Origin of the sequence: Ensifer adhaerens (assembly GCF_020035535.1) — a bacterium.
Taxonomy (GTDB): Bacteria; Pseudomonadota; Alphaproteobacteria; order Rhizobiales; family Rhizobiaceae; genus Ensifer.
The window spans coordinates 1,498,298-1,514,012 of the sequence record NZ_CP083350.1; the positions used below are offsets into that span (position 1 = coordinate 1,498,298).

Sequence of the window (15,715 nt, forward strand, 5' to 3'; positions counted from 1 at the left end):
GCCCGCGAGCGTGAAGTTGCTATCGGATGCCCGTAGTCCGCAATCATTCCTCCGAAAGGGGGGTGTGCGCTGCGCCGTGGCGTGCTAGCGATGCGACCAGTTTTGAGACGGCATCGCGTTGGGAAGACGACGCAATCTTGTCAAAGTGACCCGCCAACTTGAGGGCCGCAATGCTAACATTAGGCATCGGAACAGTATTTGTGCTCGCGTCGACATCGGTAAAGAACTGGCCAACGCTGCAGTCAAGCGCGTGAGATATGGCAACCAACTTGCTTGCCGATATCCGGTTGGTTCCCTTCTCGTACTTCTGCACCTGCTGAAACGTCAAACCCAGCTTGGTTGCAAGCGTTTCCTGGGACATGCCGAGCATGTTACGAATGCGTCTGACATTGCGACCGACGATTACATCGACTTCGTTTGGGGACTTGGGATTAGACATGAGGCTCTCCTTCGATCCAGAGTCGGGGAAGGCGATGTGGACGGAGCACAGCGGTTCCCGGCGATGCTGATGATCGCCCGTCAGCGAGCGCCAGAGCACACACGTCGTCTTCGCGCATCCATGTGATGCTACCATCTACAGACCGCCCGCAAGTATATTAGATAACATTCATATAAACATCAAATTGAGAGGCCGTTCGCCTGGCTGTGCGCCTAGGAGAAAACGTTCTCCAGCGTCTGCGAAAGGTCATACCAACCAGGGCTTGGACCTGGAGCGTAACAAGCCCCACATGCCTCCACTACTGTCTCCATCAGAAAACGACTTAGCGAAACGGCAGAGGGGACAGCTCGGCTTCATAATTCATAGTCGGAACCAACTGGTCGAATGTCCATTCGTTGCCTTCCGAGCAAACGAAGAGAATTTTGCCCGCGCGTTCCAGCGTCTCTTGCGTATCCCGATGAACCTCGGTTCCTCCGAAGTATAGGGGCTTCCCAGTCGTCGGATCGATACCGGATATCGAGGCCGTTGCCAGGATTTTTTCCGAGGTCCCCACAATAGGATTGCCCTCTGGTGACAGAAAATCACACGAAGAATCTGCTTTCATTTTGTTGTCCTTGAAAGGCTAACCGTGCAGGTACGGGCCTGGCTCATTGCTAAAATCCGAAGACATCTGATCTTCTTCGGCCGCAACCGACAAGCAAGCGAAGCGGCGGGTGTGATGTTCACGCTCGCGGCGCAACTTCTTGGAGTCTGATCCCTTGATCGCCAAGCCTTCGTTCCGTTCCACCCACCACGCGATAGAAAACTAGATTTTAACTGCAGTGATAGCAGGATTGATCGATTTAAAGTTGTCGAGGTGCAGCCATAATGAGAAGCCTATTCGGCTTGGTCGCGGGCCCGATAATTTTGACCGGTCTTGGATTTCTGTTCTTTGGAGTATGGGGTGCGGCCATCGGCTTTTTTGTCTTGATAGCCGCCGTCGTCTTCGTCCCGCTGCTTGGAGCTGGAACAGCAATCGTGGGCCCGTCTCTGCCTATGGTGCTGCTCCTTGCGAACGCGATTCCCTTCGGATTCTATCTCTTAAACTGCACAGGACGGGCATGTCCCAACTACACTGTTGCCGCCGCCGCGCCCATATATGTGGCTGCGACTTTCTTCGGCTTCTTTTATTGGCTTTTTGCCGCTCGTAAACGTTAATGTAGTGACGACCATTGGTGCATAGTCGCCTTTCGGCTAGTAATGCCAGTCAAGGTGCGAGCCGGACACCGTTTACATTGCGATGACAAGGTAATCCGATATCTTTGCGGACGTCGCTCGTGCGGAAAGCAACGAGCACTTAACTCATTTAGATTGAAATTCGCAGTCCCAAGATGTTCAACTCGGGGCCGACATGTTGCGAGGGCTCGATCGCAGGACGGTCGTGTGTTGGAAGACCATGGAGTGCGCGTGCACGCCAGCAGTCATTGAGGCAGTTAGCCTAAGCGCCGGGCGCTTGCGTGGGTATTCGGAAGAACGACAGTAGGACTCTCCAAAGCCGCCCCAGCGGATGACGCTGCCTACCGGACCAGTCCACACAAGTCGATAATGATTTATCAAGGTTTGGATTATGGTGAACTCGTTTCTTCGGGATCGATACGTTGTCCCATGCAAGTTCGTGCCGATCAGATAGGGGCGACAGTATTGGAGACCCCTGAAGATGCAATTTCTGAAATTGAAAAGACTTGGCGAGGTTCAAGAAAAGCTGAAGCCCGTGCTCGAAGAGCTTGGTTTGAGACCGCGATACGACAGGAACTCAGTCGCTGGAAAGGATTTTTGCTTCGAAAACGAAGATGGCAGTCTGCATCATACAGTGACTATACGTGTCGACGATAAAGTCTTCACCGATACCCCCAATCCTTGGAAGGGCTCATGTCTGAGGATCAAGGATGTCGGAGAAGAACCCCTAGGGTTTGGCGACTGGATGTTCGTCGAATGGGGCTGTCCATCGGATACCCCGAAATTTCGCGGAGACACCGATGAGATATTCGCCGAAATCGCAAAATATCTGAAGGAGTATCCGATTCTGCGCGTAGGGAACACGCATCCTGGCCTGATCGACGACACCGACTTCGTTAAAACTCTTCGCGATATTGAGCAAACCATCCAGGACAAAACTGATAGTCCGATAACGGTGAAAAGGGCGGCCGATGGCGTCCTTTCGATCAACTTTGACATCGGCGCTGACAAGTGGCGCATCGAGTTTGCCAATTTTGACGCCACGCTCATGATCAACGACGAAGAAGTTGAAAAGATCTCCTATATCCGCGTTCAAAACGTCAGGGAGATACTTTGGAGGGAAATGCGGGAGCGCAACATTCCTGACCTAGGTTTCTGATCACGACAGACCCTGATCCGTTGCGCAGGTCAGGGTCCTTTCTCCTCGCGTAGGATATGCTCACGCCATTCCAGCGCCCTGATACGAGCCGGATTTTGGCTCTGTGCCATGCTGCGGAAGCCCGATGCTGTTTTCCACCGTTTACTGTCGAGCGCCAGTCGCGCAGCTTGATCGATGTCCACGTCCTCGCCTGTGAGGGCGGCGTGGATAGCGTGACCAATGACGCGATAGATCACCGGCGGCGTCGTTTCGCAAATCTGTGCCATTTGAGCGCGCTCAGAGCCAAGGAATGTCCAATCGTCTGGAATACCCTGCAGCCTCTTCAAAATCTGTAGCGACAAAGGCACGGAATCGGTTTGCAGGTCTTCAAGCCGAGGTCGGACAATGTGTCTTTCGTAGTCGTTGAAGCCGTACTTGTGCCATTTGTCGAACGTGTCAGAACTTCCGCGAATGAGACTCAACGCATCGGGTGCGATCTTTTTTCCGTGTTTGGACAGCCATGTCCGCGCCCATTTTCGGTATTTAATCTGGTCTGGCGTACGTGACCCTTCGGGGATTGCTTCGATTTCCGGCAGAAAACCGAAAGCAACATCGGCGATGGCGTCTCCAACGGTCTGATGTATCGGGTTCACCAGGATCGGTGGCCGAAGTCGCGACCCGTATTCCTTCGCTACCCCCATCAATATCGATCTCGGGCGATCCTGCGGGACGCCGAGCATCGAAGCATTAAGGCCGAAATCTGCGACAGCAAAACCAAGTTCTTCAGCCTGGCTTGCCAGTCTGTTGCGAAAGGGAATGTGTCTCGGGCCCAGAAATTCTGACGCAGATTCGAAGAAGAATGCTTTTGGCCGGATATCCCGGAGCAATTGGAACGCATGGCCGAACTGCTGACGTTCGTCGTCTTCGCCTCTGCCTCTTTCCTTGAACGGTTGGTCTCTGAGCGTTGCCGCAAGTAGATGGACCTCTTGGCCGCCCAAGCGGTTGATCTCGCCCATTAGATCGGAGGAGAGGCCGTCGTAATCGATCTGAAAGCGCCGTAAGTTCCAGGCGTTTGGAATTGTCCGTCTTCCAGGCTGTTCGAGCGTCAAAGGTTTGAAGTCTACCTCTGGAGCGCTTTCCTTCGTATATGTGACTACTTTTTGTCGTCCGGAAGGCGTCATGGACCGGCCTCTCGGTCTGCCTGGCGACATCGAAGTGTAGGTTGCTCGAAGACGGAAACCAGCAGCATCCAGGCCGACCGCTTCGACTCCGCTCGCTGCGCGCACAATGAAGGCATTCAGTTTTTCGACCGGTCTTGGCGAGAAGCGTTGCGAGAGAGTGCTGTCGTTATGAACTCCGGCGAGGTAGGCAATGGATGACAGCGCGTCCCATTGATCGTGTTCGGAAGCGTCGGAAGGAAAGCCACCAAGAAATCCGCCTGCCTGAAGCGCCACAAGTGCTTGTCTTGCTTCCGCAAAATATCTGAGCGTCGGGTTGTCATTCCCGACAAGGCCCCACTCTGACTTAGGTATCGCCCGTCCTGGGAATAAATGGTCAAATTCGTTCAGAAGGCTTTTCGCGCAAGCAACAATTTCCTCTTCCTTCTCTACGAAGAACGTTTCCCTAAGCGCGCTGACTACTGCGCCTTTTTGCTCTAGCGCAGCAACTTCTTCATCGCTCATCTCTGCGAGTAAATCATAATTATCGACCGTCTCATAATAACGGCGCACATACCTCAGATTCGCTTCATATGTTTCCATAGCGAAGTGCAGTTTCTTCGTCCTCGTGGTGAATGAGTGCTGGCGCTTTTCGGCCATGCGAACGCATTCTGCTTTGAAGCATTCATCCCGAAGTTTATAAACCGCATCGATATCGGAGATTTTCACACTCTCCGGAACTTCACGAAGGCGCGCCAGTTCGCTTGCGCCCAGACGGCCACCGGCATCGCCCAGGTTCATTGCCTGGGCGATGGCTTCTTCATCGGCATGCACGAGTGCACGAATTCCATCGAAACCTAGACCCTGTTTCGTGATCCGATCCCTGTGACGTCCCAGCTTCGGCGTTATCGCCATGAAGGTGGCGATCTCATCATCGTTCAGGCCGCAGTCCCGAAGGAGGGGAATGATGTTCGCCGCTCCGTGCGATTTGCAAAGGGCATCGATTTTGTCGACGAGCGCGAGAATGCTGTTGCTCTGTTTCTGGCGCATCCTCTTGATTGCGATACCTTCCGCGTGGAGCGTTTCATCGGATGGCGATCTCTTGCTGATGCGTTTTTTAGGAGGCATTTTCGGTATGAATTCCTTGCTGTCGGTTTTCTTTCCTCTGCCACACAAGGAATTCTCTCCGTCCAAAGAGAAAGATTAAATCTTGAAATACCTCGCCGATTAATCGCGAGTTTTCGGCGTCAAATCACCTTTTTCCTTCGGCTCGAACGTTTCATGATGTCACCCACCTTCTCCTGATCGAGAGTTGAACGTTCAAATAACTCCATTGCGAGCGCAAGCAGGGCAGGACGCTCGTTCTCCAGAATTTCTTTTGCCCGGGTGGATTCCTTTGCAACCCTCGCGTCGATACGTTCCCGCAGTCTGGATCGCCGCGTCGAAGGGTTTCGAAGGCGTTGTCATCTGTCGCCGCACAATGACGGATCGATGCTCCGATGCCCAACATTTCCATTATCGTGGCCAGCTTGGCTGCTCTTGCAAGATCAGACGAGGGCGCGCGATAAACGGCATCTCAAAATATGCGGCTACTACCTGACTGTTAGCGCCTTTGCCGAGGGAAATTTGTTCGACGGGTGTCGACATATCTACCCACACCAAGTTGGATCCCGACCACAGGCGCGTTAACCATATCTTAACGGTTGCCCCTGGAGTCCTTGACTTTGGTAGTCATTCTCGATGAACTTTAACCTTGTTGTCCCGCGGGACACGGAAACAGGCTAGATAGCGTTGTTCGCGCGGGCCATAGCAGATGCGCTCCCGCACCAATCGCAACGAACGAGGTCGAACGTGAAACAGATAGTTCGAATAGGAACGTCGCCGAGGGATGACCTCTCCGCCATTTCGGCTGCCTGACATATACGTCGGTCAGCCGTTTCGCTGACCCTCATCCCACCTTCTGCCAACACACCCAAGGTGACAGACGTGCGCGCGACCACAACTCCCATGCGCCGTAGGGAGGCTTTTGCCTGACTGCAAAGGCGGCCCGAGATCGCTACGCCTAGAGATATTCCGCTAGCAGCACCGGGGACGTGGATGTCCGAGACCAGCCGGTTTCTGCTGCGACGAAACGCGAGAGGTCTATGTTGAAGACGCATTCTCATCCGTATCTGTACCTGGCAGCGAACGCGACCGCGCTTCGACATGCCGGTTTTTCAGCTGAGACGAGGGCAGGAGGTCGCGATGGTTTGCGTAAACCCTCTCCTTAAAGAGATTTTTGCCGACGGACATAGCCCTGTTCGAGAAATTGGCCGTCGGAGGCGCATTTCGTTCCCGACGGACAAGGCTTCGACCGGCCTCATCAAGGCCCATTCGCCTTTGATGGCCGATGGGCTACTGCATCTCGACACTGATCCAAAAGTCGTGCGACTTGCTCCGTATCCGGTGGGGATCTCCTGCTTGTCGAGGCTCGACGGAAGCGCAACCGGCAATTCCGACTACATTCCCGATATCGCAATCTTGCTTCGCGACCATAGTGTCGTCTTCAGCGATTTCGTCCCGTTAACAGAGCAGGTTGACTCTTGTTTTTCAGCGCGTGTGGCCGAGCGGGTTCGATATTTTCGCAATCGTTTAGACTGCGCCTACTCGGTCCTTGACGAACGTTCCGTTCGCATCGAGCCGCGGCTGTCAAACTTGCGCGTAATGTGGAGCCACGCGGCCCGCGGAACGGAGCCGACGTCACTTGCCCGTGCAAGAGAAGTCGTCCGCCGCGCCAGGCTTCCAGCTACAATCCAGGCCATCTCAGAGACGGCAGAGTTTGTCCACCAATCGATCCGTTGGTCGTCGCAAGAGAAGCCAGTGCTCCTTAAAGAGACCAATTTGATCTTCACGGCAGTCATGCAGTTGGCCATCTCGGGAGAGGTCCGCCTTGACCTCGGCAAGCCGTTTTCGCTGAGATCTGTCGTTTACGGGTGCTGAATGATATCAGCTTACCGCGGTAAACACCGGGCACTTGCGAGCTCCGAAATCTGGCCGGTCGGCAATAGAATAGTTCAGGGAGGCGCACAATGGGACGAACTGGCAGATTTCACCACCGGCCCTGAAGTTGTCCGACCATCATACAATGCGCCATTCTAAATGGTATGAACATTAGACCCCGAGCACTTCTTAGTACGACAAAAGATCTTGAACCTGGGAAGTGGGTGAAGATCGCTGGCTGGCAGAACGTTGACGCCGCCAAGAAGCGGATCGTTGTTGACGCACGATGCGATGACGGCGGAACGCTGAAAAGAGTCTTCAGCGAACACCGTTTCTGCCTCCATCGGAATACGACTAGCGGAGCGAAAGAGGGGACTGCTCGGGCTCATAAGTCAAAGCGGGCACTAGCTGGTCGAACGTCCATTCGTTGCCCTCCGAGCAAACGAAGAGAATCTTACCCCCACGTTCAAGAGTCTTCTGGGTATCCCAATGAACCTCGGTTCCTCCGAAGTACAGGGGCTCCCCAGTTGTCGGATCGATACCGGAGATCGAAGCAGTTGCAAATATTTTTTCGGATGTCCCCACAATAAGAGCGCCGTCTGGAGACAGAAAATCACACGAAGAATCTGCTTTCATTTTGTTGTCCTTGGAGGGCCCACACATTCGCGCAGGCCGCGCTGTACTATTAGGCATTCGACACTCGTCGGCCGCAACCAACAAGAAGGCATTTACGCCTGCAATTCGGAATGTCAGTCGGCTCTGAAGGAAATTGCCCGCGACAGGCTTAAGCAAAATGGCCACTTGATGATCAGCGAAATGGTCAATGCTAGGGCAGATAGTTGGCGATGCATCGTCCGCGGACGCTGGAGGAGCGGGCTTCTACCCGCAGTCAGCTTTAAATTACCGAGGTGAGGCGGCGATAACGATGCTTCGTGACGGGATCTATCGGAGCGGATGGACGGCCGCAGTCCACGGCAGTTGCAGGCGCTACATTCCTGCCGCGTGTCACTAACTGGTAGTGGAATTCGTTAGTGAAGTGGTGGCGACTTCTAGTGAACTTCCTGGCGCAGATCCGCTAGAAGCTGCGCGCTGGCGTCGCCTCCGAGCCCCGCGCACTGTAACGACGGGCCCTTTGTCGAGGGCAGCCACTAGCCGCCATGGCATCGGTTCAAACAATCGATTTAAAGCAGAAGCGATTGGCCCCGGCGTCCACGCAATCTTCGCGCTATCTCGCGTCAGAGACATCTAGCGGTTGCGCCCACAACCTGACCGTGCTCATCGTAAACGAGCAGGTGAGGGGGGCCAAATTGAAATCCAGGCGCGGATTCAATGATCAGAGCGCCCTTGGCTCCTGGTAGGGAACCCTACACCGAATGCTTCCACCATCGGAGGACGAGCATCCGAGCGTGCTCGACGATCATGGATGCGAAGTGCCCGCCACAGTGGGTACTGTACTTCCTGAGGCGTTCCGCGAGGTATTGCACCGCTCCATCAGCACTTGAGGTGTGCCTGGGAGGATCGTCAGTAGGAACCGCGACAGAGCTAACCGCCTTTGCCAGGGGGCTTGCTGCCTCTACATGTTCTTTTTCCGGCCATCTCAATCCCAGCTCGCATCCCTTCCGGGCACGGATAGCAAAGTTGGGAGAAAGCGCATACGGAAAGTCTCGATCGTCCAAGGCTTCGGGATACAACCAAGTACGCGTGTACTCCAGATCGACGTCCCAGTCCTCCAAGTCAACCCGCTTCTCGGTTGCTTCAATATCGTCCTTAGCTCGGAAGAACACCGTAGAGGCCAGCTCGACATCACACCAGTAAACGCACATGCCTTTACCGCTGAAATTGCTCCGGTCAATATTAGGCAATAGGCGAGACTTACCTCCTCGGCTCTCGGCCTCCATTTTCTTACCAAATTCGGTGTTCGTCACCGAGTTCAGCACCGCATCGTCTTTGGGGCCGTAGGACGTAAATGCCGTAGCGAAACTCAGCTCGGGCATCTCCGGCGTGCCAAACTGAGCCTCCGAAAACCAGGCCTTGTCACAGGCGTTGATTGTCTTTCCCAACAGCGCCTCTAATTTGGCATTCGCATCCCTCAGGGTGTTTGCCTGAACATAAACGGTGGCGCAGTAGGTGTTCTCGATGCTGTAAATTCCCATAAAAATGTTTCCGAGTAACGATAGCGACAAGGCTGGAGCGGATTTCCGTCACCGTCAAGCGGCGAACCCCGAAAGAGTTGACGTTGATTTGTCGTAGGTCGACGCCTGTCAGGCCGAGATTGGAAGATCCTTCTGAGGTGGGCTGCCCACCGACGTTTGGACCCGTCCCTTCCGTTCAGGCTCCCGGCGTTTCCAGGTCGATGCCGGAGATCAGGACTGCTACCCAGACCGCGTGATAGGCTGACCGTCGGTATAGTCTCCTCTAAAAAAGACCGTTGACAGGCTCGATATTGTTCTCTATCTGTTCTGATTATGGAAAACGCGACTCTAAGCATCATACGAATATCCCGCTGATCCGCCGCCTCGAGAGAGGCTGTAGTCAACTGCGTGTTTATTCGAGTTGTGTAGATGAGTATTCAGTCGTTGCCCGCTGGCAAGACGTCACGTACGTCGCAAACCATTCTCTCCCAACCCAAATTTAGCAGATGTGTAGGCCGCTTCATCGCCAGGGACCAGTTGGCTCGCGATGTTGCATGTTTGCTGGATTTTGAAGATGCAGTTTCGAGTTGGAACTGCCGGTCTCTGCACCTTCGCCATGGATTTGATACCTATTCTCCCGATTTCGTCGCCGAACGTCAGTACGACGTTCTGGTGATCGATGTGATTGGGCAGCGCCGACCGCCCCAATGGGTGTCGGAAGCGGTCACCAGTCAAGGGTTCACGTATCGGACAATGTCGCGCGGAGACATTGACCCTATCCGTCTGAGGAATTGCAAAGATCTGTTGCAATGCTCTGGTGGTGAAGTGAGCTTGGGAGACCGGGTGAGATTGTTGTCCGTTCTGGATCAGCACTATTCTCTAACCCTGGCTGAGAGCCTCTCCGTGTTCCAGGAGTCCAAGCCCATACTGGGTCTTGCAAACATGGTCGTCGGTCGATTCATCGAGATTGATCTCGATACTGCGCTCATCGGACCCGAGACAGTTGTTCGCCGCTATCGCGGCTAAGCCCATCACACAACATTCCCCTGTTTGAAGTTCGCACCTCAGGTTGCGAGGAGGATAACTGTGCCTAAAACAAAGCATTCACTGAAAACGCCACAGGACGCCGCGTTGTACTGCACACTTAGACGTGCACTCAGGAAGGCTCGCGATTTTAACAGAGGCTCGGACTGCGTGGTTCTGCTGAACGTTCCCTCAGACCAGTCGGGCGAGGATTACGATGCATGCGCCGAGAGTCTCTTGCTTCGCTTGTCTGTTGACCGAGACGACATGGCCTACGTGGTGATCGCCGCTACCGATAAGCCGCGCACCATCCTCAAGAAGATGGAAGGGGATTGCAACCGAAAGCGTCGCCTTCTGATTTTGAGGGAACAGGGTGCTGAACTTCCTTTTCAAGTTTCCCTGAAAGTTGACGTCGAAGCCGACATCCCGTCGATTTCGGCCATGGATTTTCGGATCGGCTGCCGGATCGCTTATCAGATCGATGTCACTCCCTCCGAAGCGAAAGCCGCGATGTCTTATCCACTGCCGCATGTTTGGGCTGCGTTACGGCGAGGTCGTCCAATCAGATCTGCTTTGGCGCGGCTGGCAGAGGCTTCCGCCGCCGCTGTCAGCCAGCCGACGGAGAAGAGGGGAGGCCTCCCGCCATTGCAGGACATGTTCGGCTACGGAACAGCAAAGCACTGGGGACTTGAGCTTGCCCAGGACCTCATCGATTGGCAGCGAGGTCAGATCGATTGGTCGGAAGTCGACGCCGGTATCGTTCTTTCAGGACCACCAGGCGTTGGCAAGACGCAGTTTGCTGCTGCTCTTGCCCGACAATGCAATGTGCCGATCATTGCGACATCTTTGGCTAGATGGCAGGCAAGAGGTCACCTTGGTGACCTATTAAAGGCCATGAGAACCGACTTCGAAAAGGCGAAGGAAAGTGCGCCTTGCATTCTGTTCTGTGATGAATTGGACAGTTTTGGCGACCGCAATTCCTTCTCGGCAGATAACAAAGACTACAGCACACAGGTGGTGAATGGGTTTCTCGAACACTTGGATGGCCTTGATGGACGCGAAGGCGTCGTCGTAATTGGCGCGACCAATGCTCTTGATCGTATCGATCCTGCCATCTTGCGGCCTGGGCGATTGGATAGACACGTGGCCATTCCCCTCCCAACTGCGACAGACAGGATCGCCATCCTTCAACAACAGCTTGGTCAATCACTGCCGAGAAAACATCATCCAACGTTGATGGCAGCCACCGATGGGTTTTCTGGAGCTGATCTCGCGAAGGTGGCCCGAGATGCCAAACGGCTTGCCCGAAGGGCTAAGCGTGACTTGGGGGTGGCTGACATTATGAAATCGTTGCCAGAAATGGTGGCGATCACGGGCGAATTGCGTCGCGCGCTTGCTGTGCATGAGGCAGGCCATACCGTTGCGGTCGTCGCGCTTGACCATGGCACGTTCTACGGTGCGATGATCATCGATCATACTAGGAACGACAGTCAGACGGTCCCGGGTGGTGGCGCATATTTCGAGGTACCCAACGTCGGATACCGCACCGCGCAAACCTATAGGGATCGCATTGTGGTGTTGCTGGCGGGGATTGCTGCCGAGCAGGTGCTCCTTGGGGCAGTGAGTGACGGAGCTGGCGCAGGGCCGGACTCTGACCTCGCGCAAGCAACCCGGATCGCCACGATGCTACAGAGCGCTATGGGCATGGGTAATCGGCTTCGTCATAGCTTGGCGAAGAGCGACCGCGACCTTGAAACACTTCGCCTTCACGACCCCAGCGTCGCGATCTGGGTGGACGATCTACTCCGGACCGAATTTGAGCGAGCGAGGCAGATTATCCGCAATCAGCTGAAACTCGTTGAGGCTATTGCCGACGAGCTGGTGGCGAAGGGGAAAGTTTCTGCTGATCAGGTCGCAAAGATGGCGGCTAAGCTCAACGCCGCCCCCACGCATACCGACCGTGGCCTGAAGTCTAGTACTCCTGCGGCCAATGATGCGCCTGCATTAAGCGCCCCTTTTCCCCCAGCTTCTTGAAGGTTACCGCCATGAAAGCGTGGATCATCAGTGACATGCACGTCACACATGCCGATATGACAGCCGAATTCGACATCCCTCCAGCCGACATCTGCGTCTGCGCAGGCGACATTTCCGGCTTCCTTGCGTTCGGTCTCGAATTCCTGAAACGGCGGATCGCTCCAACAATGCCGGTCGTCGTGGTCCTTGGGAACCACGACTACTACGGGAACACCATCGACGGTGCCTTATCGGCAGCACGCGAAGGCACGGACGAATGCAACATCCATCCACTGGAAAACGAAACGCTCGAAATCGATCACGTCAGGATCATTGGTGCGACGCTCTGGACTGACTATCAGATTCCATGGGGCATCGATGATGAGTTGCCGCTTCCTGATCGTGCCGAGGCAGCCGTCCACTTCTGCCGACGAAACATGCTCGATTTCCGCGAAATCTATGGCTCGCCTCCGTTTCGTGAGGGGATGCCCAAGCTTATCACGAGCCGCGAGATCATCGGCCGACATGTAGAAAGCAAGGCGTTCATCTCTGGTGAAATGACAAGATCCTGGACCGGCAAGACCGTCGTCCTAACCCACCATGCGCCGTCTCCACGATCATTGTTGAAGCAGTACAAGGGTCATGCCACCAACGCTGCCTTTGCCAGTGATCTCACAGATGTCATCCAAACCGGGCGGCCGGATGTCTGGATTCACGGCCACATCCATCAGTTCCAGGACTACGTCGAAGGGCATACGCGGGTGATCTGCAACCCGCTCGGCTATCGGCATGAGCGCGGCAAAAACGGATATCGCCCCGGCTTCGTCATCGAACTTTGAACCAGAACGTATGTGAGCGCACCCAAAGGAGTAAAATCTAATGTCCAGCAAGCTCGTTCTAAAGCCGCTTTGGAGCAATGGCTCCTGCACGTATGCGGTCACCTTCAAGAAGATGTCGGCGGAAGACAGGCGAGAAGTCGAACAACTCGCTGACGAGGCAGGTTACATTCGTGATGATATCATTTGGGCACCCCCCACGGTGGTACGGGGTGTGTCGGAGTTTTTCCGTGTGATGAAACAAGCCGGTTTCGGCCTGGAATTCGACGATCCTGAAGACGCTCCCTTCGACCTTCAACGGCTGCATCTCTCAGCAGATACGCGAAGGGCTCTGGAAGGGCTTAAGGGCTTCGAATTGTACCACCTGTCAGGCTGGACGCCCGTGCAGGCAGAAGGAAGATTAGACGGACATCATTTCTATTTTCGTGCGCGCGGCAGTTACTGGCGTTTCGAAGTGGGCGGCAACGAACGATTTACGCGATCACCGAGATGGTGGCACGAGGAATCTTGGCCATCCGTGACAGGTTTCGAAGCGGGTTATATGTCCGATGAAGATGCCGTTTGTTGCATTCTGAAGGCCATCGATATTTTCCGAAACGGGGACAATAGTCATTTTAGCCCGGAACATCCGGAATATGAGCGGACGGTCCTGCAGGGTTGGTCGGCAGGAGCCCTCAGCCTACGGATCGTTACGATCCGGCTTGGTATCTCTGGTGAAGAGGCCATCCGACGAATGCGGACGTGGGAGATCGAAGTGCCGTATACTGCTGACCGGGAGGTTCAACATGTGGAAGCGCTGCCGGTCCGCAGACTCAAGCCTCGTCCATCATGAGCGCCTATAGAGCAGAGGTGGTGGTGTTGTTTGGCTATTCACATACCAAGGCCGAGTTGGGGGAGACCAGTGGCAATCACACGTGAGCGTGTGGCTGTCTTGCTCATCGATCCTCGGGAGAACCTAGACGTGAGCCATTTCGGCGCGACTTGCTGGTGAGAATTTCGGCGCTTTACTTCTGGCAGAAAGCGGATTCCAATTTCCAAAGAGGCAATACGCAGCCGAGTGTAGAGATGGAAACCATTATAGAAGAATTGCTGGATATGGCGGTTCATAAGATAAAGAAATTCGAAAGTGTCGTTCAGCTCAACGAAGGCGGATTGCAGACGGCTGGAGCCGTTTTAGTTAAGGCCTACGACATGTACCAAGAAAATCCGGAAGTTTGGGCAGAGGAAGGCGAAGCGTTCATCGCAAAGCATTACAGTGACAAGCTTCGCGTTCTGTGCCTGATGTTTGAGCTGACGGTACTGCACGCGAAGGCTCTTGCCTCCATCCGTCTCATTAACGCCGGATTTGATCCGAAAGCCGACGAGCGCATCCGATTGCTCAACGCTACCCTGAAGTTCGGCGGCAGCTTCAGGGATAAGATGCGCGTACTCCCTACATTAACTATGGCAACCGAACCGACGTGAGGACGGATTGAATTGGATATAGGCTCCGTAGGAAAGCGAGGCCTAAATGTTCAACGAAGTACATGAAATTATTGAGGATTACGACCGGGACAAACGTGCACGCGCCGAAGAATTTTACGGCGAGTTGTTCGAAATGCTGCATGGTCTGGATGCAACGATCAGGGAGCCGCATGATAATGATGAAGACCGGACTGCGCTCCTTGCCGAAATGAAAGAGATCGCCTCAAATGCTCCACTTCCCGCATACTTGGCCACGGTAGCCACATCATTTTATTGATTCAATACTGCTGCTAGCCGGTGCCGGTTTAGCCAACAACAAAAAAAGCAGACGGGATTCCTTCCGAACATCGTGCACGATCTTCAAGCCGACTTCACAACGGAGGGCCCATCCTGCGGGACTGTACTATTGGCTATTGATGGCCGGTTTCAAGTGAAAATTTGGCAATCGGCGCGCTTACAAACGGCGACTGATCCCTGACTGGAAGCATATGCTTACGATTGTCAACATATGCTTCTGACGTGACCAATTGCGAAGATGGAAAGGCGGCGACGACGACTATCGCCGTCGGCTGCTTCGTTTCGTCCCATCGAAGAAGCGAGGCGGCTTTCTGCGGGCCCAAGCCACGAATTTTTGTATCGCAGGCTCTTCGACGGGTTGGATATGACGGGAAGTCGCGGCCGCGTCGCTCATGCCTTGCGCGGCATTTAGTAGTCGGTCACCCAGCCGGGCTTATCTCTCAGCATCGGACTCTCCAAGAATTGGTTCGTGCCAAAGTAGCGGCCGGATCCATTCGGCGCAATAGCTTCGCAAAACGTTCGATGCGGCCGTCGGTCAGGAAGCGCTCGAAGATGTCACGACGCGAGATGCCATAACGGAGCGTCCGCGAGATTCGACTTACCCGAGACACGCGGCACGGTCGCCTGCCAGAGAGTGAAGAGGTCTTTGACGATCGCTGCAGCGCGATCCGGTGACGCGCGGCGACACGAGCCTCGGAGCTTTGGCTCGGAACAATTTCCTCTATCTCCCCGAGCTTCACCATGCGCTCGACGGTCTCCGTCAAGGTGACGCCGTCATTGCCTTGATCTTTACGCACAAGCTTGTTGGAGGCGGCGTACCCGGCCACTTGCAGAATGCGGCGATGGCCGTTCAAGTCCGTGCAACGCACTCATTGGCTCGACTGTCCTCGAAGCGATAGGATCCGTCGTCGGCAAGTTGACACAGGCTTCGGCGGGGAGAAAAGCCGCTGCGGCTGAGCACCTATTCACGCGACGTGGACGCACGTTTAGGCGGGTTCACCATTGGGTAAGAGCGTGCGGGT

General features: G+C 54.6%; 13 protein-coding genes and 1 pseudogene. 9 read left to right on the top strand and 5 right to left on the bottom strand.

The window, feature by feature from the left end:
* Positions 1 to 43 precede the first annotated feature (43 nt).
* Complete coding sequence (locus tag LAC81_RS27175; RefSeq protein WP_223730228.1) at positions 44 to 439, bottom strand: helix-turn-helix domain-containing protein; 396 nt, start codon at positions 437 to 439, stop codon at positions 44 to 46.
* A gap of 322 nt (positions 440 to 761) precedes the next feature.
* On the bottom strand, positions 762 to 1,043 hold the full coding sequence (locus tag LAC81_RS27180) for a hypothetical protein (protein WP_223730229.1): 282 nt from the start codon (positions 1,041 to 1,043) through the stop codon (positions 762 to 764).
* Between the two features lie 263 nt (positions 1,044 to 1,306).
* Here LAC81_RS27180 and LAC81_RS27185 point away from each other — a divergent pair, with 263 nt between their 5' ends.
* Complete coding sequence (locus tag LAC81_RS27185) at positions 1,307 to 1,636, top strand: hypothetical protein (protein WP_223730230.1); 330 nt, start codon at positions 1,307 to 1,309, stop codon at positions 1,634 to 1,636.
* 499 nt (positions 1,637 to 2,135) lie between these two features.
* Complete coding sequence (locus LAC81_RS27190) at positions 2,136 to 2,813, top strand: hypothetical protein (RefSeq protein WP_223730231.1); 678 nt, start codon at positions 2,136 to 2,138, stop codon at positions 2,811 to 2,813.
* A 29-nt stretch (positions 2,814 to 2,842) separates the two neighbouring features.
* On the opposite strand, the gene LAC81_RS27195 is transcribed toward LAC81_RS27190, so the two are convergent.
* Entirely contained in the window at positions 2,843 to 5,125 is a 2,283-nt protein-coding gene (locus tag LAC81_RS27195) for a DNA cytosine methyltransferase (RefSeq protein ID WP_223730232.1), read from the bottom strand.
* 1,068 nt (positions 5,126 to 6,193) lie between these two features.
* Here LAC81_RS27195 and LAC81_RS27200 point away from each other — a divergent pair.
* The gene (locus LAC81_RS27200; protein WP_223730233.1) at positions 6,194 to 6,928 is read left to right on the top strand and encodes a hypothetical protein; all 735 of its coding nucleotides are present in this window, start codon (positions 6,194 to 6,196) and stop codon (positions 6,926 to 6,928) included.
* A gap of 1,364 nt (positions 6,929 to 8,292) precedes the next feature.
* Here the strand turns inward: LAC81_RS27200 and LAC81_RS27205 are convergent.
* Positions 8,293 to 9,081: a hypothetical protein gene (locus LAC81_RS27205; protein WP_223730234.1), complete on the bottom strand. Its 789-nt coding sequence runs from the start codon at positions 9,079 to 9,081 to the stop codon at positions 8,293 to 8,295.
* A gap of 408 nt (positions 9,082 to 9,489) precedes the next feature.
* Between LAC81_RS27205 and LAC81_RS27210 the strand changes: the two genes are divergently transcribed.
* The 6 genes from LAC81_RS27210 (at position 9,490) to LAC81_RS27235 (ending at position 14,673) form a co-directional block, all read left to right on the top strand.
* Positions 9,490 to 10,086, top strand: a complete 597-nt coding sequence (locus LAC81_RS27210) for a hypothetical protein (RefSeq protein WP_223730235.1) — start codon at positions 9,490 to 9,492, stop codon at positions 10,084 to 10,086.
* A gap of 264 nt (positions 10,087 to 10,350) precedes the next feature.
* Positions 10,351 to 12,117, top strand: a complete 1,767-nt coding sequence (locus LAC81_RS27215) for an AAA family ATPase (RefSeq protein WP_223730236.1) — start codon at positions 10,351 to 10,353, stop codon at positions 12,115 to 12,117.
* Between the two features lie 11 nt (positions 12,118 to 12,128).
* Positions 12,129 to 12,935, top strand: coding sequence for a metallophosphoesterase (locus LAC81_RS27220; RefSeq protein ID WP_223730237.1), 807 nt, complete (start codon positions 12,129 to 12,131; stop codon positions 12,933 to 12,935).
* A gap of 40 nt (positions 12,936 to 12,975) precedes the next feature.
* Positions 12,976 to 13,764, top strand: coding sequence for a hypothetical protein (locus tag LAC81_RS27225; protein ID WP_223730238.1), 789 nt, complete (start codon positions 12,976 to 12,978; stop codon positions 13,762 to 13,764).
* Positions 13,765 to 13,997: 233 nt separating this feature from the next.
* Positions 13,998 to 14,396, top strand: a complete 399-nt coding sequence (locus tag LAC81_RS27230; protein ID WP_223730239.1) for a hypothetical protein — start codon at positions 13,998 to 14,000, stop codon at positions 14,394 to 14,396.
* Between the two features lie 46 nt (positions 14,397 to 14,442).
* Positions 14,443 to 14,673 (top strand): hypothetical protein, encoded by a 231-nt coding sequence (locus LAC81_RS27235; RefSeq protein WP_223730240.1) that lies wholly within the window; start codon positions 14,443 to 14,445, stop codon positions 14,671 to 14,673.
* Positions 14,674 to 15,151: 478 nt separating this feature from the next.
* Here LAC81_RS27235 and LAC81_RS27240 read toward each other — a convergent pair.
* A pseudogene (locus LAC81_RS27240) lies at positions 15,152 to 15,594 on the bottom strand (IS66 family transposase); the annotation flags it as partial.
* Between the last annotated feature and the right edge of the window lie 121 nt (positions 15,595 to 15,715).

Coding starts and splice junctions, on each gene's coding strand:
- LAC81_RS27175 (WP_223730228.1), bottom strand. CDS start 439: ATGTCTAATCCCAAGTCCCCAAACGAAGTCGATGTAATCGTCGGTCGC.
- LAC81_RS27180 (WP_223730229.1), bottom strand. CDS start 1,043: ATGAAAGCAGATTCTTCGTGTGATTTTCTGTCACCAGAGGGCAATCCT.
- LAC81_RS27185 (WP_223730230.1), top strand. CDS start 1,307: ATGAGAAGCCTATTCGGCTTGGTCGCGGGCCCGATAATTTTGACCGGT.
- LAC81_RS27190 (WP_223730231.1), top strand. CDS start 2,136: ATGCAATTTCTGAAATTGAAAAGACTTGGCGAGGTTCAAGAAAAGCTG.
- LAC81_RS27200 (WP_223730233.1), top strand. CDS start 6,194: ATGGTTTGCGTAAACCCTCTCCTTAAAGAGATTTTTGCCGACGGACAT.
- LAC81_RS27205 (WP_223730234.1), bottom strand. CDS start 9,081: ATGGGAATTTACAGCATCGAGAACACCTACTGCGCCACCGTTTATGTT.
- LAC81_RS27210 (WP_223730235.1), top strand. CDS start 9,490: ATGAGTATTCAGTCGTTGCCCGCTGGCAAGACGTCACGTACGTCGCAA.
- LAC81_RS27215 (WP_223730236.1), top strand. CDS start 10,351: ATGGCCTACGTGGTGATCGCCGCTACCGATAAGCCGCGCACCATCCTC.
- LAC81_RS27220 (WP_223730237.1), top strand. CDS start 12,129: ATGAAAGCGTGGATCATCAGTGACATGCACGTCACACATGCCGATATG.
- LAC81_RS27225 (WP_223730238.1), top strand. CDS start 12,976: ATGTCCAGCAAGCTCGTTCTAAAGCCGCTTTGGAGCAATGGCTCCTGC.
- LAC81_RS27230 (WP_223730239.1), top strand. CDS start 13,998: ATGGAAACCATTATAGAAGAATTGCTGGATATGGCGGTTCATAAGATA.
- LAC81_RS27235 (WP_223730240.1), top strand. CDS start 14,443: ATGTTCAACGAAGTACATGAAATTATTGAGGATTACGACCGGGACAAA.